The organism is Bartonella sp. P12B (assembly GCF_055796185.1).
This window is the reverse complement of the sequence record NZ_JBTTDI010000003.1, coordinates 86,347-108,113: the sequence shown is the minus strand read 5'-3', so window position 1 is coordinate 108,113 and position 21,767 is coordinate 86,347. Positions and strand designations below refer to the sequence as shown.

At 37.6% G+C, this 21,767-nt stretch carries 18 protein-coding genes; 12 read left to right on the top strand and 6 right to left on the bottom strand.

Features of this window, described 5'->3' with window-relative positions:
* The first annotated feature begins 193 nt into the window (after nucleotides 1-193).
* The gene (locus AC0QT1_RS03140) at nucleotides 194-712 is read left to right on the top strand and encodes a flagellar biosynthetic protein FliO (RefSeq protein ID WP_473201625.1); all 519 of its coding nucleotides are present in this window, start codon (nucleotides 194-196) and stop codon (nucleotides 710-712) included.
* A 54-nt stretch (nucleotides 713-766) separates the two neighbouring features.
* On the opposite strand, the gene dksA is transcribed toward AC0QT1_RS03140, so the two are convergent.
* Together dksA and AC0QT1_RS03130 are read right to left on the bottom strand one after the other, a co-directional pair.
* Complete coding sequence (gene dksA / locus AC0QT1_RS03135) at nucleotides 767-1,183, bottom strand: RNA polymerase-binding protein DksA (protein WP_473200523.1); 417 nt, start codon at nucleotides 1,181-1,183, stop codon at nucleotides 767-769.
* Nucleotides 1,184-1,517: 334 nt separating this feature from the next.
* Nucleotides 1,518-2,051, bottom strand: coding sequence for a flavin reductase (locus tag AC0QT1_RS03130; RefSeq protein WP_473201624.1), 534 nt, complete (start codon nucleotides 2,049-2,051; stop codon nucleotides 1,518-1,520).
* Between the two features lie 145 nt (nucleotides 2,052-2,196).
* Here AC0QT1_RS03130 and rpe point away from each other — a divergent pair, with 145 nt between their 5' ends.
* The 10 genes from rpe to AC0QT1_RS03080 all read left to right on the top strand — a co-directional run bounded on the left by rpe (nucleotide 2,197) and on the right by AC0QT1_RS03080 (nucleotide 11,353).
* Nucleotides 2,197-2,871 (top strand): ribulose-phosphate 3-epimerase, encoded by a 675-nt coding sequence (gene rpe / locus AC0QT1_RS03125; protein ID WP_473201623.1) that lies wholly within the window; start codon nucleotides 2,197-2,199, stop codon nucleotides 2,869-2,871.
* A gap of 9 nt (nucleotides 2,872-2,880) precedes the next feature.
* The gene (purB, locus tag AC0QT1_RS03120) at nucleotides 2,881-4,185 is read left to right on the top strand and encodes an adenylosuccinate lyase (protein WP_473201622.1); all 1,305 of its coding nucleotides are present in this window, start codon (nucleotides 2,881-2,883) and stop codon (nucleotides 4,183-4,185) included.
* 82 nt (nucleotides 4,186-4,267) lie between these two features.
* The gene (locus AC0QT1_RS03115; protein WP_473200527.1) at nucleotides 4,268-4,816 is read left to right on the top strand and encodes an RBBP9/YdeN family alpha/beta hydrolase; all 549 of its coding nucleotides are present in this window, start codon (nucleotides 4,268-4,270) and stop codon (nucleotides 4,814-4,816) included.
* 179 nt (nucleotides 4,817-4,995) lie between these two features.
* Nucleotides 4,996-5,760 (top strand): phosphoribosylaminoimidazolesuccinocarboxamide synthase, encoded by a 765-nt coding sequence (gene purC, locus AC0QT1_RS03110; RefSeq protein WP_473200528.1) that lies wholly within the window; start codon nucleotides 4,996-4,998, stop codon nucleotides 5,758-5,760.
* An 87-nt stretch (nucleotides 5,761-5,847) separates the two neighbouring features.
* On the top strand, nucleotides 5,848-6,087 hold the full coding sequence (gene purS, locus AC0QT1_RS03105) for a phosphoribosylformylglycinamidine synthase subunit PurS (RefSeq protein ID WP_473200529.1): 240 nt from the start codon (nucleotides 5,848-5,850) through the stop codon (nucleotides 6,085-6,087).
* Between the two features lie 13 nt (nucleotides 6,088-6,100).
* Entirely contained in the window at nucleotides 6,101-6,772 is a 672-nt protein-coding gene (purQ, locus tag AC0QT1_RS03100) for a phosphoribosylformylglycinamidine synthase subunit PurQ (RefSeq protein ID WP_473201621.1), read from the top strand.
* Nucleotides 6,773-7,075: 303 nt separating this feature from the next.
* Nucleotides 7,076-9,286 (top strand): phosphoribosylformylglycinamidine synthase subunit PurL, encoded by a 2,211-nt coding sequence (gene purL, locus AC0QT1_RS03095; protein ID WP_473200531.1) that lies wholly within the window; start codon nucleotides 7,076-7,078, stop codon nucleotides 9,284-9,286.
* Between the two features lie 63 nt (nucleotides 9,287-9,349).
* Nucleotides 9,350-9,583 carry a BolA/IbaG family iron-sulfur metabolism protein gene (locus AC0QT1_RS03090; protein ID WP_473200532.1) on the top strand — a complete coding sequence of 78 codons (234 nt, stop codon included), beginning with the start codon at nucleotides 9,350-9,352 and terminating at the stop codon, nucleotides 9,581-9,583.
* Between the two features lie 98 nt (nucleotides 9,584-9,681).
* Entirely contained in the window at nucleotides 9,682-10,014 is a 333-nt protein-coding gene (gene grxD / locus AC0QT1_RS03085) for a Grx4 family monothiol glutaredoxin (protein ID WP_473200533.1), read from the top strand.
* Nucleotides 10,015-10,096: 82 nt separating this feature from the next.
* On the top strand, nucleotides 10,097-11,353 hold the full coding sequence (locus AC0QT1_RS03080; protein ID WP_473201620.1) for a multidrug effflux MFS transporter: 1,257 nt from the start codon (nucleotides 10,097-10,099) through the stop codon (nucleotides 11,351-11,353).
* A gap of 58 nt (nucleotides 11,354-11,411) precedes the next feature.
* On the opposite strand, the gene parC is transcribed toward AC0QT1_RS03080, so the two are convergent.
* Together parC and aspS are read right to left on the bottom strand one after the other, a co-directional pair.
* Entirely contained in the window at nucleotides 11,412-13,661 is a 2,250-nt protein-coding gene (gene parC / locus AC0QT1_RS03075; protein WP_473201619.1) for a DNA topoisomerase IV subunit A, read from the bottom strand.
* Between the two features lie 841 nt (nucleotides 13,662-14,502).
* Complete coding sequence (aspS, locus tag AC0QT1_RS03070; RefSeq protein WP_473201618.1) at nucleotides 14,503-16,293, bottom strand: aspartate--tRNA ligase; 1,791 nt, start codon at nucleotides 16,291-16,293, stop codon at nucleotides 14,503-14,505.
* A 131-nt stretch (nucleotides 16,294-16,424) separates the two neighbouring features.
* On the opposite strand from aspS, the gene rnd reads away from it, so the two are divergent.
* Complete coding sequence (rnd, locus tag AC0QT1_RS03065) at nucleotides 16,425-17,579, top strand: ribonuclease D (protein WP_473201617.1); 1,155 nt, start codon at nucleotides 16,425-16,427, stop codon at nucleotides 17,577-17,579.
* Between the two features lie 486 nt (nucleotides 17,580-18,065).
* On the opposite strand, the gene ppx is transcribed toward rnd, so the two are convergent.
* Nucleotides 18,066-19,577 carry an exopolyphosphatase gene (gene ppx / locus AC0QT1_RS03060; protein ID WP_473201616.1) on the bottom strand — a complete coding sequence of 504 codons (1,512 nt, stop codon included), beginning with the start codon at nucleotides 19,575-19,577 and terminating at the stop codon, nucleotides 18,066-18,068.
* Nucleotides 19,578-19,583: 6 nt separating this feature from the next.
* A complete protein-coding gene (locus AC0QT1_RS03055) occupies nucleotides 19,584-21,764 on the bottom strand; it encodes an RNA degradosome polyphosphate kinase (protein ID WP_473201615.1) in 2,181 nt (726 codons plus the stop codon).
* Nucleotides 21,765-21,767 lie beyond the last annotated feature (3 nt).

Here is a 21,767-nt window from a genome sequence, read left to right as displayed (position 1 = left end):
TTGATTGCTGTTGCTTACGCCATAAATTGCCTCCATAATCATTTTTATGAAGTCTATATCAATAATATCTTTCTAAAAAAAATCACTCAATGTTAAAAGCTTTGTTTTTATATTATGAGTGAACCTTTTAAGGGTGTATTTACAAACATCTCAATAGAAAATAATATTTTCATTCTAAAATGGGAGAAATTCTATGTATGTCTGGTTATCAAGTCAAATAGGTGAATCCGCCACTAACATAACCATAAGTTTTATGTTTTGTATAATAACAATAATAGCTATTGCTACAATCATCCTCTTTTTACGCCGTTTGAAGAGAGGAAAGCTCAGCATCAAGAGGAAAAAGCACCCACCACGACTAACTCTCTGTGATACAATTGCTATCGATCGTACACGTCGTCTTGTTTTAATACGTTGTGATGATAAAGAACATCTGCTTCTTATTGGCGGATTCACAGATATTGTTGTAGAATCCAATATCACCAGTCCATCTCTCATACAAAAAAAAGGAATCCAGCCAACATCAATAACGACACAAGCCAATTTTCCTTTAGATCTTACAGAAAAAGAATTTCTTTCCGTAAAAAGAGAGCATACGAAGAAGGAAACCTCTCGTTCTTTTACGAATCAAAACGTGGAAGATTCAGCCATCACCGCCGAAATTGAAGGACGGCAGGAGCCATCTTTATTTATCCCTCCCCATAAAAAATAAAATACACACATTTTACTATCATGTATTTCATTTTTTTATCACCCTCGTTGACTTTTAATCATCACGATAAACTTTTTCCCGCCGCTCGTGGCGTTCTTGTGCTTCCAACGATAAAACTGCAATTGGTCGGGCCTCAAGACGCTTTATACTAATGGGTTCTCCAGTTTCCTCACAAAAACCATAAGTCCCATTATCTATGCGCTCCAAAGCAGCATCTATTTTCAAAATGAGTTTTCTCTGGCGATCACGAGCACGTAATTCGATTGTACGATCAGTTTCGCAAGACGCTCTATCAGTCAAATCAGGCTGACCAACATTCTCTTCCTGCAAATTTTCCAAAGTCTCACGAGCTTCTCTTAATATATCATTCTTCCAAGAAACTAATTTAGCACGAAAATACGCCTTTTGCCGTTCATTCATAAAAGGCTCATCTTCACTAGGGCGATATTGATCATCAACCTCTTCGCTCATGCCATAAAAACCTCCGTATATGGTATGTGAGGTCTATATATTGTGCAACCACCATCAACACAAGAGTAAAATGTCTTTTTATAGCACCCTATAAATATGTTTAAAGTCATCATAATTCAAATCTTTAGCCACTTTTTTGCATAGCATACACTCTCTGTTAGCACGACTGTTGATTAGGACATTTTTTATACTTTCCTTTTCTGGTTACCCCTATAAACCTATAAAAAAGGAAAACACAGACATTCAATGTCATGAGAAATAATCTTACCGCGTCATTAAGCTCAGCCTCAAATGGACCAACAACAAATCATCTCATATGAAAAAATAAAAATCCCTACAAAAGAAGAGTATGATATTCACGATTCAAATACATCAAAGCGTCTTTTTCTTGACTACAATTGACGGCAACAACTTCACCAATTAAAATACAATGCGTTGCATGTTCATGCCAACAAATCAAACGACAATCAAAAGATGCTAAAGCGTCTAAGAGGCTAGGAGCACCAGTCTGCAAAGTACCCCATTGTGCTCTATCAAAACGTTCATTTTGTATACAGTTGTAACGCCTAGAAAAAATATCTGCTAGTAAACGGTGTTTTCCTGCCAAACTATTAACACAAAAGATTCCATTCTCTATAAATAATCGATTTTTAGGATTATGCCGCCTAAGGCAAACAAGGAGTGTTGGGGGATCATCAGATAAAGAACAACATGCTGAAACTGTCACCCCGCGCTTTCCCTTAAGGCCATCTGTTGTCACAATATGCACAGCCCCTGCGAAATGACTCATAGCATCCCGATATTCTTGCGAAGAAACAGTCATATTACATTGAAGTTCAGGCATTAAATGTGTTGTATGATTTTGCATGTCTTTCACTTATACAGCTTTAAAATTTCAAAGGCTCTTTTCATAAAAATATCTCTTACACGTATTTTTTCTTTTACGTCATAACACAAAAGTTATTTTAGTATACAGAACTACATGATAAGAACAGTCAATTAAGGAGACATTCATGCCCCATTTGCAACTCATTTCACCTTCACTCTTAGCTTCTGATTTTTCCAAACTTGGACAGGAAATATTGGATGTTGTTGATGCCGGTGCAGATTGGCTCCATCTTGATATCATGGATGGCCATTTTGTTCCTAATATTACTTTTGGTCCTGAAGTCGTCAAGGCTCTACGCCCCTTAACCAAAGCAATATTTGATGTTCATTTGATGATCGAACCAGTCGATCTTTATCTTGAGTCTTTTGCAAAAGCGGGTGCAGATATTATAACCATTCACGCTGAAGCAAGTCGCCATCTTCATCGTTCACTGCAAATAATAAAAAAAAGTGGGAAAAAAGCAGGCATTGCAATTAATCCAGGTACATCAGAATATATCCTTGAATATTTGCTTGATCAAATAGATCTTATTCTGATCATGACCGTCAATCCTGGCTTTGGCGGACAAAGTTTTATTCTAGAAATGCAAGATAAAATCAAACGTGTTAGAAGCATGATTGCTAACAGACCTATTGACCTTGAGGTTGATGGTGGTATCACAGTTGATACAATCGGGATAGCAGCAAAAGCTGGTGCAAACGTATTTGTTGCAGGCTCTGCAATTTATGAAAATGGAAACAAAGAGCTTTATAAAACACGCATTAATGCATTGCGCCAAGCAGCACTTCTCTTACAATAAGGAAAAATTATGATAACACGTTACTCTCGTTCTGAAATGGTAACAATTTGGTCACCAAAAACGAAATATCGTATTTGGTTTGAAATTGAAGCACATGCCTGTGATGCCTTAGCTGAACTAGGAATTATTCCAAAAGAAGCAGCAAAAATCATTTGGGAAAAGGGAACAGCAGCCGAATTTGATGTCAATCGCATTAATGAAATTGAGGCGATTACAAAACATGATGTTATAGCATTTTTAACACATCTCGCTGAATTTATTGGACCAGAAGCACGTTTTATTCATCAGGGGATGACATCATCGGATGTCCTAGATACAACGCTTAATATTCAATTGATGCGTGCTAGTGACCTTTTACTAAAAGACATAGATCAACTTCTTGAAGCATTAAAAAAACGTGCTTTTGAACATAAAGAAACAATCACCATTGGACGAAGTCATGGTATTCATGCGGAACCAACAACATTTGGTGTTAAATTCGCCCTCGCCTACGCTGAATTTTCTCGTTGTCGCAAACGTCTTCTTGCAGCACGAGAAGAAATTTCTACCTGTGCTATTTCAGGAGCTGTAGGAACTTTTGCGAATATTGACCCATGCGTTGAAGAACACGTAGCAAAAGCCTTCGGAATGTGTGCTGAACCGGTTTCTACTCAAGTTATTCCGCGCGATCGTCACGCCATGTTTTTTGCAACGCTTGGTGTTATTGCTTCCTCTATTGAAAGATTAGCCATTGAAATACGGCATCTACAACGAACCGAAGTCCTTGAAGCAGAAGAACACTTCTCACCTGGACAAAAAGGCTCATCGGCTATGCCGCATAAACGTAATCCAGTCCTAACAGAAAATTTAACGGGTTTAGCGCGTATGGTGCGTGCATTTTCAATACCTGCAATGGAAAATGTAGCACTTTGGCATGAACGTGATATTTCTCATTCTTCTGTCGAGCGGTATATTGGTCCAGACGCTACAATTACCCTTGATTTTGCTCTTGCCAGACTCACATCTGTCATTGAAAATTTAATTGTCTATCCAGAGAATATGCAAAAAAATCTCAATAAATTTCGAGGACTTGTTCATTCACAGCGCGTCCTGTTAGCACTCACGCAAGCTGGAATGAGTCGGGAAGATTCTTATCGAATTGTACAACGAAATGCGATGAAGGTTTGGGAACAAGGAAAAGATTTTTTAGAAGAATTACTCAACGACAAAGATGTGACAAAAGCTTTAAGTAAAGCAGAACTTCGTGAAAAATTTGACCTTTCTTACCACACCAAACATATCAACACAATTTTTAGACGTGTTTTTGGGAAATGATAAAAAGTGAATACAAAAACAAACATAAACGTCTTGTTTTCCAGCGATGATGTAAAACCTGTTGTAATGAAGGAAACAATTCATGAAAGCAAATCAACTCGATATTCTTATTGTTCCTGGCTACAAAGGATCTGGTTCTGATCATTGGCAAACACGGTGGGAAAATAAATTGTCTACAGCCCGCCGCGTTAAACAAAACCATTGGTCAAAACCTATTTTTAAACAATGGGTTAATGAAGTTAAAATCGCCATTGCACAAGCTGAAAAACCCGTTGTGATTATTGCCCACTCATTAGGAGTTCCCACAGCTCTTCATGCAACGCAACAAAACGCAGAAAAAGTTTGTGGTGCCTTTTTAGTTGCACCTCCAGACGTCACCAATGAAAAAATACGCCCCAAATATTTAATGACATTTGGTCCCTATCATTGCAAAAAATTATCTTTTCCCTCTGTTGTTATCGCCAGTCAAAATGATGAATTTTGTCAATTTTCAGTAGCAGAAAAACTTGCCAATGATTGGGGATCGCTCTTTGTTGATGCGGGACAATCTGGCCACATTAATGAAGAGTCTGGGCATGGTCCTTGGCCGGAGGGACTTATGGTTCTCTCCCGTTTTCTTGCAAAAATTTAATTTAAGGAAGTGAATTCTTTTCACTTTATCTCCATCCATGAAATTTACTCCTTCTTGGGATCAGAGCCACAATGACAAAAATGATAAGAAGTGTTATAGCAATCATTGAGAATTTCCACCAATTAGGATAATACTATCTCTCAGTATTATTAAAACCTCTCAAATAATAGAGAATCATAATGAATCGTCGCAACCGTATCTATGAAGGCAAGGCCAAAATTTTATATGAAGGACCTGAACCAGGGACCTATATTCAATTTTTTAAAGATGACGCAACTGCCTTTAATGCAAAAAAGCATGAAATTATCGACGGAAAAGGGGTTTTAAATAACCGCATTTCGGAATATATTTTTAGCCATCTTGGCCGTTTGGGTATTCCAACGCATTTTATCAAGCGTATAAACATGCGCGAGCAACTCATTAAAGCCGTTGAAATTATTCCATTGGAGGTCGTTGTTCGTAACGTTGCTGCTGGCTCCCTTTCTAAGCGTTTAGGATTAGAAGAAGGAACTGCTCTTTCGCAATCCATCATAGAATTTTACTATAAAAATGATTCTCTTGATGATCCAATGGTAACGGAAGAACATATCACTGCCTTTGGATGGGCTGTTCCACAAGAAATAGAAGACATTATGCAACTATCGATTCGTATTAATGATTTTCTTTCTGGGCTTTTTGCAGGCGTTAATATTCAACTTATTGATTTTAAAATGGAGTTTGGTCGATTATGGGAAGATGAAGCAATGCGCATTGTTCTTGCTGATGAAATCTCGCCTGATTCTGCTCGACTATGGGATATGCAAACACGAGAAAAAATGGATAAAGATCGTTTTCGGCGTGATATGGGAGGGCTTATTAATGCTTATCAAGAGGTTGCAAAACGCCTTGGTATCATCAATGAAAATGAACCTCCACGACCAAGTGGTCCAGTCTTAGTAAAATAAACAACAAGGTGGCATTATGTCACCTTTCGTTAATATTGGTCAATACACCTCTTGAAGGAGAGGAATTTTGTAAATAGGAAATAAGAAATGAAAGCACGCGTTACAGTTACTTTAAAAAACAGCGTTCTTGATCCACAAGGAGAAGCAATTGTCGGTGCTTTAAAAAGTTTAGATTTCAAAGGCATTCATTCCATTCGTCAAGGAAAGATTTTTGATATCGTGTTTGACGATCAGCCTTATGAGGCTGCAAAGGAAAAACTTGAAAAGATGTGTGAAGAGTTACTAGCAAATACTGTTGTTGAAAATTATACTATAGAACTTCTTTAAGTGGGGGCTCTTCATGAAAACTGCCATCATTCAGTTACCTGGACTCAATCGCGATCGGGATATGATTGCTGCATTACATTATATAACAGGCAGTGAACCGTTTAAAATTTGGCAAACAGACACGACAATTCCAGATGTCGATGTCATCGTTATTCCTGGTGGTTTTTCTTATGGAGACTACCTAAGGTGTGGTGCAATTGGTGCGCGAACACCAGTTTTGCAAGCTGTTCATGAGAAAGCAAAAAAAGGTGTTACAGTAATCGGTATCTGTAATGGGTTTCAAATTTTATTGGAAGCCGGATTGTTGCCTGGCACTTTAATGCGGAATGCTTCATTAAAATTTGTTTGTCGTGAAATAAAGCTTGAAGTAGCAAATGCCAACACGCGATTCTCTCGACTCTATTCAAAAGGACAGATCATTCGTTGTCCTGTTGCTCATCATGATGGAAACTATTTTGTTGACAATGAAACTTTAAAAAAAATGGAAGACAATAAACAAATTGTTTTTCGCTATGCAGAAAATACAAATCCTAATGGTTCAATTCACGATATTGCCGGTATCATCAATAAAGCTGGAAATATTCTTGGTATGATGCCTCATCCTGAAAACTTCATTGAATCGGCACATGGTGGTACTGATGGTCGTTTACTTTTTCAAAGTGCTTTAGAATTGGCAAATCGTTGATGATAAAAAGTAGGGTGTATTCTTGTGCTATTTTAAAGTTAAAAATCTGAATATCTCCTACGCAGAGTAAGGATACAAATCAGGCGCATTATGGATAAAATGGATAACACTTCTTTTAACACATGAAAAAATATTCAAGAGCTATTTATAAGTCTTTGAATTTACAAAATAAATGACCAATATTTCAGTTAACGCTTTAGGGACTTCTTTCTTATCAAACAATCAGATCACTTATAATTTAAGCTGCTAGATTTAAAATAATAAAAATGCTAAATTTCGATTAATTTAACGGATAAAGTACTCATGAATCCTTGCAATACCATCGCCATTACACCAGAATTAATTGCACAGCACGGCCTAAAAGATGATGAATATCAACGCATTCTCACTTTAATTGGAAGAGAGCCAACATTTACTGAACTTGGAATTTTTTCTGCCATGTGGAACGAACATTGTTCCTATAAATCATCTAAAAAGTGGCTTAAAACACTCCCAACAGAGGGAAAATGTGTCATTCAAGGACCTGGTGAAAATGCTGGTGTTGTCGATATTGGTGAAGGGCAATGCGTTGTTTTCAAAATGGAAAGCCATAATCATCCCTCTTATATCGAACCTTATCAAGGTGCGGCAACAGGTGTAGGAGGTATTTTACGTGATGTCTTTACAATGGGTGCTCGCCCCGTCGCTGCTATGAATGCCTTACGCTTTGGATCTCCTAATCATCCCCGAACACGCCATCTTGTTTCTGGTGTTGTGTCTGGAATTGGTGGCTATAGTAATGCTTTTGGTGTTCCAACTGTTGGTGGAGAAATAAACTTTGACAAGCGTTATAATGGCAATATCCTTGTTAACGCTTTTGTCGCTGGTATTGCCAAGACAGACTCCCTTTTTTATTCTAAAGCACAAGGAGTAGGACTTCCTGTTGTTTATCTTGGAGCCAAAACAGGACGTGATGGTGTTGGTGGAGCAACAATGGCTTCCGCAGAATTTGATGCTTCAATCGATGAAAAACGCCCAACCGTTCAAGTAGGTGATCCTTTTACAGAAAAATGCCTTCTTGAAGCTTGCTTAGAACTCATGGAACTTAAAGCTGTTGTTGCTATTCAAGATATGGGTGCAGCAGGACTAACGTCCTCTGCAGTTGAAATGGGAGCAAAAGGGAATTTAGGAATACAGCTTAATCTTGATAAAGTTCCCACCCGTGAAGAAAACATGACAGCCTATGAAATGATGCTTTCCGAAAGCCAAGAACGCATGCTCATGGTGCTAAAACCAGAATTAGAAAAACAAGCAGAAGCAATTTTTCATAAGTGGGGTCTTAACTTTTCTATTATTGGAAAAACAACAGATGATTTGCGTTTCCGTGTATTGCATCAAGGAGAAGAAGTCGTCAATCTTCCTATCAAAGAACTCGGTAATGAAGCGCCTGTTTATGATCGCCCTTGGAGTGAGCTGGAAAAACAACCAACTCTTAAAGTAGAAGATGTTAAGAGGGTTGAAAATCTTGGTGATGCGCTCCTTCACTTGCTCAATTCTGCTGATCAAAGTTCACGGCGATGGGTTTATGAACAATATGATACGCTTATTCAAGGAAATACCCTTGTTCGTCCAGGAGGCGATGCAGGAATCATACGCGTAAGCAATAATGACAAACGTGCTCTTGCTTTTTCTTCTGATGTTACGCCTCGCTATTGTGAGGCTGATCCTTATGAAGGAGGAAAGCAAGCTGTAGCAGAATGCTGGCGAAATATTAGCACAACAGGTGCAATCCCCCTCGCTGCTACAGATAATCTTAATTTTGGTAATCCTGAAAAACCTGAAATTATGGGACAATTGGTTTTAGCCATTAAAGGCATAGGTGAAGCTTGCAGAATTCTTAACTTTCCTATCGTTTCAGGCAATGTCTCCCTTTATAATGAAACCAATGGAGAAGCCATTCTTCCCACACCAACAATCGCTGGTGTAGGACTTCTAGACGACTGGTCTAAAATGGTAACAATCAGTGGTATGCAAAATGGAGATAGGATTGTTTTAATTGGAGCGTGTGGCTCTCATTTAGGACAGTCAATTTACGCACGTCACATTTTAAATATTGATATAGGCGCCCCGCCTCCTGTAGATTTAGAGCTTGAAAAAAAACATGGACAATTTGTTCGAGATATCATTCATGGCGATTTTGTTAATGCTGCTCATGATATTTCTGATGGAGGATTAGCCATTGCACTTGCAGAAATGATAATTAAAGCAGGTAAAGGGATTAAAGCCCAATTAAGCAATAAACTACCACATCATGCGGAGCTTTTTGGAGAAGATCAAGGCCGTTATCTTTTAGCGGTCAAACCTCGTGCTCTCAACAAACTTAAAGAACTTGCACAAGTAAGTGCGATTCCTTTCACAGAGCTTGGTTTAGTTGAGGGGAATTCTCTCAATATAGATGGGGTATTGACACTTTCGCTAGAAAAACTCACACAAGCTTATGAAAATTGGTTCCCGCAATTTATGGGCAAAGAATAGAAAGTTATTTTTCCCTATTGGCGGATGCTATTCTTAATTAAAAATAAATAAAGGAGGATAATCATGGCAATGAGTGCTCATGCAATTGAAATGCTTATTCGCGAAGGCATTCCCGATGCAATTGTAACGATTCGTGATCTTGCTGGAGATGGAGAACACTACGCTGCAGAAGTTATTTCCGAAAGTTTTCGTGGTAAAAGCCGTATTCAGCAACATAAAATGGTCTATGATGCTCTTAAAGGCAATATGGGAAATGACCTTCATGCCTTAATGTTGCAAACAAATATTCCTAAATAATTTAAAATTTCTTCTTGCATTCAATCACTCAATACGATTAGAAAATAGTACAAGCGTAAATAGACACTCACATAAATTTACAATATCGAGGGATAGAGATGAACACTGTTCATGATTTTATTGACAACGAAATTAAAGAAAATGATGTCATTTTATTCATGAAAGGAACACCTGATGCTCCACAATGCGGATTTTCAGGACAAGTTGTTCAAATTCTCGACTATCTAGGGGTAAACTATAAAGGAGTTAATATCTTAGCTTCTAACGAGTTACGTCAAGGAATCAAAGATTATTCCAATTGGCCAACAATTCCGCAGCTCTATATCAAAGGTGAGTTTGTTGGCGGCTGTGATATTATTAAAGAAATGTTCCAAAATAATGAGTTGCAAGAGCTGCTAAAAGAACAAGGCATTTCCTGCAATAAATCATAAGAATCTCTTAAGAAGATATCTCTTACTTTTTATCCTTTTATAGAGCTGTGTTCAATCGAAATTTTTATTTCAAGGATGCAATATGTCATATTCAATCGATGAACAAGAGCATAGTGATACAATTAGAAAAAGAATTGGCTATAAAGAATTTGTTCTTCTTATTGGCGCGCTCATGGCTATCAATTCTATAGCCGTTGATATTATGCTACCAGCCATGCCTGACATTTTAAACAGTTTAAACGCTATCAATGAAAATGATCAACATTATATCATTTCTAGTTATCTCATTAGCTATGGCATCTCACAAATATTTTTTGGTCCCATAAGCGATCGTTATGGGCGCCGTAAAATTATTCTTATTGGTCTTGCTTTTTATTCATTTACAGCAATTGGTTGTGCTTTTGTTTCCAATTTTTCTCTATTACTTTTTTTACGTGTCTTACAAGGTATGGGAGGAGCTGCTATGCGCGTGCTCACAGTTTCCATTGTACGTGATCTTTATAGTGGTCGAAAAATGGCAGAAGTTATGTCTATCGTCATGATGGTTTTTCTTATTGCGCCAATGATTGGACCCGCAACAGGACAAGCTATTTTACTCTTCGGGAACTGGCAATTTATCTTTATATTCATGGCAATTATCGGTTTTGGACTGATGATTTGGATTCAACTGCGTTTACCCGAGACTCTTCATAGACAACGCTCTCTTTCCTTTTCTTCAATCAAACATAACTTATGGATTGTTCTTACTAATCGGACAACACTTTGCTACACACTGGCAACTTCCATTATTTTAGGCTGTATTTTTACCGCTGTTAATACATCGCAGCAAACATACGAAGGGATTTATAATCTAGGACTCTGGTTTCCAATTGCGTTTGCCGTCGGTGCAGCTTTTCAAGCACTCTCATCATTTTTTAATTCTCAATTGGTTGGGCGCCTTGGAATGCGCCGTATAGCTCATACGATGCTTTTGCTCTTTTGTGCTACTTCATGCCTCTGGTTTGTTGGTTGCATCTTAACAGATGGCATTATTCCTTTTTCCCTTTACATGCTGCTGTTTTGTATATTGATGTTTGCCTGCGGCGGTATTATGGCCAATTTCAATACACTTGCTCTCGAATCTGTCGGTGAAATCGCCGGTACAGCATCTTCTGTATCTGGTTTTCTTCAAACCTCTATTGCAACAGGCCTTGGCTTTTTTATTGCCCAACAATTTAATGAAACAACCACCCCAAATTCGGCAGGATTTTTCTTTCTCAGCCTCATCGCCATACTTCTTGTCTTATGCGCGGAACGTGGACACCTTTTTAGGCCACATCATAACAGTCCTAATGAATAGATGCTGCTATGAAAAAGTTAATAAAACCACACAATGTTTTCTTTCATGTCTTGATAATTTAATTGGCAAACTTTCCTGATTTTGGAAAGCCTTTTGGCACCAAACGCCCACTCCCAGCACGCATTCCTATCCACTCAATGAGATCATCAGCTTGACGATTAAAGCAGCGTTCAGCCGTATCTTGCCAGCTTAACCCCTCTGATAAATTAAAGGTTTTTACATCAACAATACCCCCCTCTTTGTAACGTTGCAAACGAACACCTTTACCACGACTCATTTCTGGTATTTGTTCAATGGCAAAAACAAGCATTTTGCGATTTTCACCAACCACTGCAACATGATCACCTTTTACCGGAACACAAAGCTTCACTTTATCAGGGTACTTCACATTCATAACCTGCTTGCCTTTTCGTGTATTGGCAATGACTTCGGCTGCTGGTACAATAAAGCCATTCCCATGAGATGAAACTAAAAGAAGTTTTTCCTGTGCATTATAGACAAAAGCTGTCAAGACATCATGCTCATCATCCATATCGACTAAAATACGAATTGGTTCACCGTGTCCCCGCCCTCCAGGCAAATTATTTGCAGAAATAGCAAAAAATTTTCCACCAGTACTTATCACCATAATTTTATCTGTTGTAAATGCTGGAAATGCTATCTTTAAGCAATCGCCTTCTTTAAAGGCAAGTGCTTTGTAATCACTCAAATGTCCCTTCAAAGCACGCATCCAACCTTTTTCAGAAATAACAATAGTTACCGGCTCTTTTTCAATCATCGCTTGGTGAATATCATCAATATCATGCCTTGGTGCTTCTTCAAATGTGGTACGCCTTTTTCCTAATAAAGTATCAGGGCCAAAAGTTTTGCGAATTTTTATAATTTCTTCTGAAATTATTTTCCATTGCTTAGCACGAGAGGATAATAAATTCTGCAATTGTTCTTTTTCAGTTTTCAAACTTTCAAATTCTTTACGAATTTCAAATTCCTCAAGTTTACGTAAAGAGCGCAAGCGCATATTAAGAACTGCCTCAGCTTGATTTTCTGTTAATTCAAAACGGCCGATAAGTTCTTTTTTGGGCTCATCTTCTTCACGAATAATCTGAATAACCTCATCAAGGTTTAAATAGGCGATAAGATAGCCATGAAGAATTTCTAATCGGCGATCAATTTCATCAAGTCGATAAGTAGAGCGACGCATCAGAACTTCTTGACGATGTTCAAGCCATTGCTGCAAACTTTCCCGCAGAGAGAGAACATTTGGTATTTTTCCTAAAGACAAAACATTAAGATTAAGAGGAAATCTTATTTCAAAATCGGTCAATTTAAAAAGAGATTCCATAAGGAGCTCAGGATCAACAGTGCGATTTTTAGGAATAAGAACGATGCGAATATCTTCTGCCGATTCATCTTGAATATCTTCAAGCATTGGTAATCGGCGTGCAAGCAGTAATTCCGCTGTTTTTTCAATAAGGCGTGACTTTTGAACTTGATAGGGAATTTCAGTAACAACAATCACATAAGAACCACGGCTGCCGGACTCTTGATGCCAACGTGAACGCAAACGAAAAAAACCACGCCCAACACGATAAGATTCCTCAATACTCTTTTTAGGCTCAACTAAAATACCACCTGTTGGAAAATCAGGACCAAGCACAAATTGATTCAATTCCTTATCATTAACATCGGGATGTGCAATCAAATGGAGCGCTGCATCACAAAGCTCAGCAACATTATGGGGTGGAATAGATGTCGCCATACCAACAGCAATACCAGATGAACCATTTGCTAAAAGATTAGGAAAAGCTCCCGGTAAAACAGCAGGCTCTTCATCTTCCTCATTATAGGTTAAACGAAAATCAATCGCATTCTCATTAATTCCCTCCAGCAACAATGCAGCCACTTCAGTCATACGTGCTTCCGTATACCGCATAGCAGCAGCATTATCTCCATCAATATTACCAAAATTGCCTTGTCCATCAATCAAGGGATAACGAACAGCAAAACTCTGAGCCAAGCGCACTAATGCATCATAAATAGATGCATCACCATGTGGATGAAATTTTCCCATGACATCACCAACAATCCGTGCACATTTCGCATAGGACTGCCCTGGATGAAGTTTGAGTAAACGCATCGCATGAACAATACGCCGATGCACTGGTTTCAAACCATCACGGACGTCAGGCAATGCACGGTGAGTAATAGTAGAAAGTGCATAAGCCAAATAGCGCTCCTGTAAAGCAGAACGTAATTCTATTGGCTCAATATGTTCTTTATCAAAAGGTAAATTTATTTTATCAGACATAATATTATGACAACAATTCCCAAAAGAGCGAGCAATTATTCTATAAGATTTCTTCGGTCAATCTTCTATGAATCAACTATTTTTATTAAAAATCGACTATATAAAAATAAACACCGTGATTAAAACATGAACAGAAAATTATATCAATTTGAAAATTTATACATGTGATTTACACTTCAGCTGAACAATATACGAAAATACTTAATGTGTTAATTAAAAATCTTTTTGAAAAATAGTAAAATATGGTCTTAAAAAATAACATAAACAACAAATAAACAAAAAAGTGTAAAATACATTATTCATTAAGTCTAACGATGGATATTATTCAGAATAAACAGGAAATAAAAACAATAATACTATTTGCTAATTTAAGTTTGGCTTATCTAAACTAAACTCATCAAAAGCATCAGATGATTTTCTTCTAAAGACAACGAAAACACTTTCTAAAAATAAATTTTCAGCAAGAATAATCTTAGCACTATTTTAAATATGAGTTTTTAAAAAACTTATTCATACAGCACTTTCTTCTGAGAAAATGACTTCTCTTTCCTTATATCTTAATAGGCAGGCATATTATATAAACACAAAGTCCGATCTGATATGATAAAATTTACAAAGCATCTAAACTTATAAAATCTTATCTCTCTCTTGGAATAATGCAACGTTTAGCCACACTGCATTGTTTTTTTAACATTGGGACACAAGATCTTTTACCTTGAGTTAAAAAACTTAAAGAAAGCATATATCTTAAGCTTTTTATAAACAACATACACACTAATGTAATTCAAAGTCCCTAAAGCCTTACTGGGAATAAAAATGGTAACAACACACAATCAATTTATTAACCATTTTTGACGGAAGGAGCAATTCGTATCCCTAAATCACGTAATTGCGGAAGAGAAACATCAGATGGTGCACTCATCAAAAGATCAAGCGCCTGTTGGTTCATAGGAAATAAAGCAACCTCACGTAAATTTTTAACACCTTGTAAAAGCATAATAATACGATCAACTCCAGCAGCCATACCACCATGCGGCGGTGCTCCATAATGGAATGCACGATAAAGAGCACCAAAACGATCTTCCACGACCTCTTTAGAAAGACCAGCAAGATTAAAAACTTTAAGCATCATCTCTGGTGAATGATTACGGATTCCACCTGATGCAATCTCATAACCATTACAAACAAGATCATACTGAAAAGCTTTAAGAGTAAGAGGATCTTGGCACTCAAGAGCATTTTCCCCACCTTGGGGCATAGAAAAAGGATTATGTGCAAAATCAAGTTTTTTCTCATCTTCATTCCATTCAAAAAATGGAAAATCAACTATCCACGCTAAAGAGAAACACTCCCGATCCACAAGGTCTAATTCTTCCCCTACCCGTGTTCGCGCTGCTCCCGCAAAAGATGCAAATTTCTTTGGATCTCCCGCCACAAAAAAACAGGCATCACCACTTTCAAGGCCAAGCTGCATACGGAGTGCTTCAGTCCTCTGCTCACCAATATTTTTGGCAATAGGTCCAGCACCTTCAAACTTTCCTTCTTCTTCACGCCAGAAAATATAACCGAGTCCTGGTTGCCCCTCACCTTGTGCCCATCCATTCATACGATCACAAAAAGCACGGCTTCCTCCCGTTTTAGCCGGAATAGCCCATACTTGTGCATTCCCATCATTTGCCAAAATTTGAGCAAAAACTTTAAAACCAGAATCACAAAAATGCTGAGAAACATCTTCCATAATAATTGGATTGCGTAAATCAGGCTTATCAGAACCATATTTTCGCACTGCTTCATCATAAGAAATACGAGGAAAGCTTTGTGTTACAGGTTTTCCATTTGCAAATTCTTCAAAAAGAGAACGCATAATGGGTTCCATTGTTACAAAAACATCTTCTTGTTCAACAAAACTCATTTCAACATCTAATTGATAAAATTCTCCTGGAAGACGATCAGCCCTTGGATCTTCATCTCTAAAACATGGAGCAATTTGAAAATAACGATCAAAACCTGACATCATCAATAACTGTTTGTACTGCTGAGGCGCTTGTGGCAATGCGTAAAATTTTCCCTGATGAATACGACTTGGAACTAAAAAATCGCGCGCTCCTTCCGGTGATGAAGCTGTCAAAAGTGGTGTCATAAATTCCGTAAAACCATTCTCCTGCATAGAGCGTCTGATAGCAGCAATAATTTCAGTACGACGCATTATATTTTTGTGCATAGTTTCGCGACGCAAATCAAGAAAACGATATTTTAACCGAATATCTTCTGGATAATCAGGCTCGCCAAAAACAGGGAGAGGAAGTTCATCAGACTTTGAGAGAATTTCTACCTCTTGGGCAAAAATTTCAATCTCCCCTGTTGGAAGAAATGTGTTAATAACCTCATCAGAACGTGCACACACTTGCCCATCCACGCGAATGACCCATTCAGAACGCACTGTTTCAATAATTTTAAAAGCTGGCGAAGCAGGATCAGCGACAATCTGTGTGATTCCAAAATGATCACGTAAGTCTACAAAAAGGATTCCGCCATGATCACGAACGCGATGAACCCATCCCGAAAGACGAACTTTTGTTCCTACATCACATTTACGAAGAGCAGCGCAATTATGACTGCGATAACGATGCATAGTTTTTACCTTTGATTACAATTTTACATGCGCTACAAACGCTTTTTAACAACCACTTGTCAAGATATGAGGATAAAGACTCGAAAAAAAAGTCAATAAAAGACAAATTTAATTTATCTAGCTATAATGGAATGATGAATCTTATTACACAAACAACAGATCTTGAAATTGCAGTTTCTGCTCTACGGACTTCAGAGTTTGTAACAGTAGATACCGAATTTATCCGCGAAACGACTTTTTGGCCTCAACTGTGTTTAATTCAGCTTGCCTCACCAGACGTTACGCTACTGATTGATCCAAGAGCTCCAGATATCAATCTACAAGCATTTTTTGATCTCATGGTCGATAAAAAAATCACCAAAGTTTTTCACGCTGCACGTCAAGACATCGAAACTATTTATCATCTCGGAGGTATCATTCCCTATCCTCTCTTCGATACACAAATAGCAGGATCAATTTGCGGATTTGGTGATTCTATTTCCTATGATCAAATTGTACAACGCTGCACGGGTCATCAAATTGACAAATCATCCCGTTTTACAGATTGGAGTTATCGTCCTCTTTCCGAAAAACAACTAATTTATGCACTTGCCGATGTAACCTATCTAAGAGATGTTTACCTCTTATTAAAAAAACAGTTAGAAAAAAACAAGCGCATACATTGGATGAATGATGAAATAGCGATTCTCTTAAATCCTAAAACCTATGATATGCCTGAAGATGAAGCGTGGAAAAAAGTAAAAGGCAAAGTAAAAAAACTGCGTGAGCTTGCCATATTACAAAAAATAGCAGCTTGGCGTGAACGCAAAGCACGAAAATATAATATCCCACGTCGTCATATCATGAAAGATGAATGCCTTATCGAAATTGCAACCCAACAACCAAAAGATGAATCTGCTTTAAAACGTTTGCGCAGCCTAAATAAAAATTGGAATAAACTTGCAAATGCACAAACTTTAATCAAAGCTATCCACGAAGGCTTAGAGGTCGATCTTGCTACTTTACCTCCCCTTCCCAAACATAATCCACTCAATGAAACATCGACTGCCGTCATTGAGCTTCTCAAAGTGTTATTAAAACTCGTTGCGAACGAAAACGGTATTGCACCTAAAATTATTGCAACTTCCAATGATTTAGAAAAAATCGCCAATGGATGTGGAAAGAAAAATATCCCTGCTATGAATGGTTGGCGTTATGAAATATTTGGTCAAAAAGCTGAGCAAATGCTCAAAGGACAGATAGGATTTTATTTTCAGGATGGTAAAATAAGTATCAAACAATTTTAATTTGCAAAAACAACCCTTTGCATTTTGTGATTATCGCCAAAAAATCTTCTAAAGAAGCTTATATGCCTCATTAATGTGAAAGTTAGTAAAAAATTAAAAAGAGAAAAATGAGCAATCAACTTGCTAAGCCAATTTTGTTTGAAAAAATAAAGAAGAGCTCTCATCAAACTTTAAGGTCTCTCATTCCATAAAATCTACTATTATCTATGTTTGGGGATTACTTAGAATATGTTTTAAAAATGATAATCCAATATCTTAACAACAGAAAGTTTCCAATTTAAATAGAAACAGAAAAAACTTCTTTATAAACAATAGCTTGATATATTACAAAACAAGAAGTTTAATGCAAAAAAGTATGGAGATACGATATTCCATATCATTGTATCATAAAAATTAAATGCCTTATTGAAAAAGCAACCCAACAACTAAAAGATGAAACTGTATAGCGATCAAAATACATAGAAAGAATATACGATAGAAAACGATTTAGAAAGTTTCAAAAGAAAGAGGAGATTTTATTATTTTTGATAATTTTTTTAGCCGAGTAAGAGGGCGTTCTCCTAATAAATCAGCATAACGCCTAGGAATATATAAAACAATATGATCTGTCTTTTTATGCCATGAAAAATGAGGAAGAATTCCTGCGGTAGAAGCACTAAAAAGATGAGCAATACGCATAATTTCACCAAGAATGCGCGCCTTCTCAATTATATTTTTGCTTGCTAATTGAAAAAGAGGAAGAGATTCTTCATTAATCGACATACCCGTATTGCGAAAAAAAACAGCAAGTGCAGCATAAAGGCGCCCCTCATGAGAGATTCCTGGATAAGATCCCAGCGCTATCTGATTTGCCGCCTCATTACCTCGGTAATCTGGATGTATGCGCCAACCAATATCTGCAAGAAGACAAGCTGCTTTACGATAACGATATTCATTTTCAGTCTCTGCAATTCCAAAAATATCAAAAGCATTGGTAGTGAAATCAATGAGTTCTTCTGCCTGCTTTGGTGAACGCGCACGGAGAATAGCCGTTTCAGTACATGCTGCAATGAGAGGATCTGAAACACGAATCTCTTGCGGCAATTTTGAATAAAGAAAACCTTCACGCACACCAGCTCCAGAAAAGATTATTTTCTCAAATCCGGTAGACTGAATAAGTTCAATAAGAACAATCGCTCCATAAGACAAGAGCTGACGGCGATTTTTTGAAACAGCGGAAATTCCTTTCATATTATTGATACTGCCACTCACGATAAAACGCAAGAAATCCTCCATTTCAACAGCATCAACTTCATAGCCATGCATAACAGGTAGCTGGTAATGTTTGGTTGCCATATGGAGTTTTGCCAAATTGCGCCAAGTTCCTCCTACTGCATAAAAACAACGTGCCATCCCTTTACGAACAACAGCAGATTTACAAAAATGCTCATGGACAATTTTTGTGGCAACAGCAATATCATTATTAGACATATACTGTAGCCGTAAACCACCTAACGGCAGAGTTATCCCCTCTCCTACATCAGAGTTCTCAATATCAATAAGTTCGAGACTTCCGCCACCAAGATCTCCAGAAATACCTTTTGGCTGATAAAAAGTAGAAATAACCCCATATGCTGAATAAAGAGCCTCTTCATTTCCTGAAAGAAGGCATATTTTATTTTGCAAAATATTTTCCGCATTTTGAATAAATGCTGATCCATTTTTAGCTTCACGCGCCGCTGCTGTTGCCAGTGTATAAACATCATCTGCCCCAATCTGCCGACAAAGCGCACGAAACCGTTTTAATGCTTGCAGAGCCATTTTCATGGATTTTTCTTCTAAAAATCCAGTTTTTGCAACACCTTGCCCAAGACCACAGAGAACTTTTTCATTAAATAAAACTGTTGGTGAACGAACAAGCCCTTCATAAATAACGAGTCGAACAGAATTTGAACCAATATCGATAACAGCGACAGGCTTACACCCTTTCAGCCGACCCTGAGCATTTATATATGTCATTGGATTTCAGTCTTTACGCAGTTTGGCATACTGTCGATGCAACGCAACCAAATGCGAAGCAGAAGATTCAAACAATTTTTTCCACCTCAAAAGACCTTCTTTGGCCATAAAATACTCCTGCGCATTAAACGGACTTTCACCTCTTTGCGGTGTTATACGTCTTGATGTTCCATCATTTAGTATATCAAAGCTTTGTTGATTATCAATAATATTGGCGAGCATAATTTGTAAAAGAATCTGCTTCCGAACCATTGTATTTAAAACTGGTACCAATATTTCAATACGATGATCCAGATTACGAGGCATCATATCAGCCGATCCAAAATAAACAATTGCATTTTCACTGGGGAGATCTTGACCATTACCAAAACAAAAAACGCGACTATGTTCCAGAAAACGCCCGACAATTGATTTTGCACGAATATTATCTGAAATTCCTGGAATATCAGGACGCAAACAGCATATGCCTCGCACCACCAGATCAACCTGCACCCCCGCTTGACTAGCACGATACAAAGCATCAATAATTTCAGGATCAACCAGTGCGTTAACTTTCATCCAAATAGCAGCCAATCGCCCCTGTTGCGCATTGGTAATTTCTTCTTCAACATGCTTAAGAATACGACTACGCAATGTTAAGGGTGAAAACGCAATCTTCATTACTGCATTTGGACGTTTATATTGAGCAATATAATTGAACAGTAAGGCAACATCATAAGCAATATCATCATCAGTAGTAAAAAAAGAAAGATCAGTATAAACTTTAGCATTAACTGGATGATAATTTCCAGTTCCAAGATGGACGTAAGAGCAAAGACGTTTTCCTTCACGTCTCACAATCAGTGATATCTTAGCATGTGTTTTTAATGCAATAAAACCAAAAAAAACACGCACGCCCGCACGCTCAAGATCACGCGCCCAACGGATATTCGCTTCCTCATCAAAACGTGCTTTAAGTTCTACTAAAGCAGTCACAGATTTTCCCTTTTCAGCAGCTTCAATCAAAGCGTTGACAATTGGGCTATTATTTGATGTGCGATAAAGAGTTTGTTTGATTTCTACAACATCAGGATCGCTAGCAGCTTGACGTAAAAATTGCACAACAACATCAAATGTTTCATAAGGATGATGAATGACCATATCATTTTCACGAATAGCCGCAAAGCAATCCCTCTTATGCTTATGAATACATTCAGGAAAACGAGGATTATAAGGCACAAACTTTAAGTCATCACGTGGAATAGATACAATTTCTGACACCATATTAAGCGCCAATAATCCATCGATAATACTGATAAAATTATCAGGAACGGCGAGACAATTGGTTATAAATTGGCATAAATTCTCCGGCATTTTCGCATCAAATTCGACTCGAATAACTTGCCCACTACGACGCCTTTTAAGAGCAGTTTCAAAAAAACGAACGAGATCTTCAGCCTCTTCTTCTACTTCAATATCACTATCACGAATCACTCTAAATGTACCAATTCCATCAACTTTATAATCAGGAAATATATGGTTGATAAAAAGGCTAATAACATCTTCACAAGCAATAAAACGAAAATGATTACCTTCTTGAGGAAGAAGAATAAAACGCTTCAAGTTCGTTGGAATAGGCAACAATACTCTATTTGTATGTTGATCAATACACCGATATAGTTGGAGAGCAAGCGAAAGCCCTAAATTAGGAATGAAGGGAAACAAGTGATCAGAATCAATAGGTAAAGGTTTTAGAGCAGGATAAATTATATCAAGGAAATATTTTTCGAGCCATGATTTCTCAATTTCTGAAAGCCTATCAGAACCAATAATTTCAATATTATTCTGTCTTAATTCGTGACCTAAAACACGCAATTCTTGTAATTGATGAAGCTGTAAACGTGAAATCTCATCTAACACAAAATCAAGTTGCTCCTGTGGAGTGCGTCCATCTGCACTACACTTTGTAACCCCATCACGAATTTGAGCAGCAAGGCCCGCAACACGAACCATAAAAAATTCATCAAGATTTGCTGCCGAAATCGAAAGAAATTGCAGACGTTCTAGTAAAGGATGCTTTGTATTAGCAGCTTCCATCAATACACGGGTATTAAATTGTAACCATGAAAATTCTCTATTAATAAACCGCACCGGATTTTTCATTGTTATATCCGATATAGCAACCTGATCTGCCACCCTCTGTTCCATCTA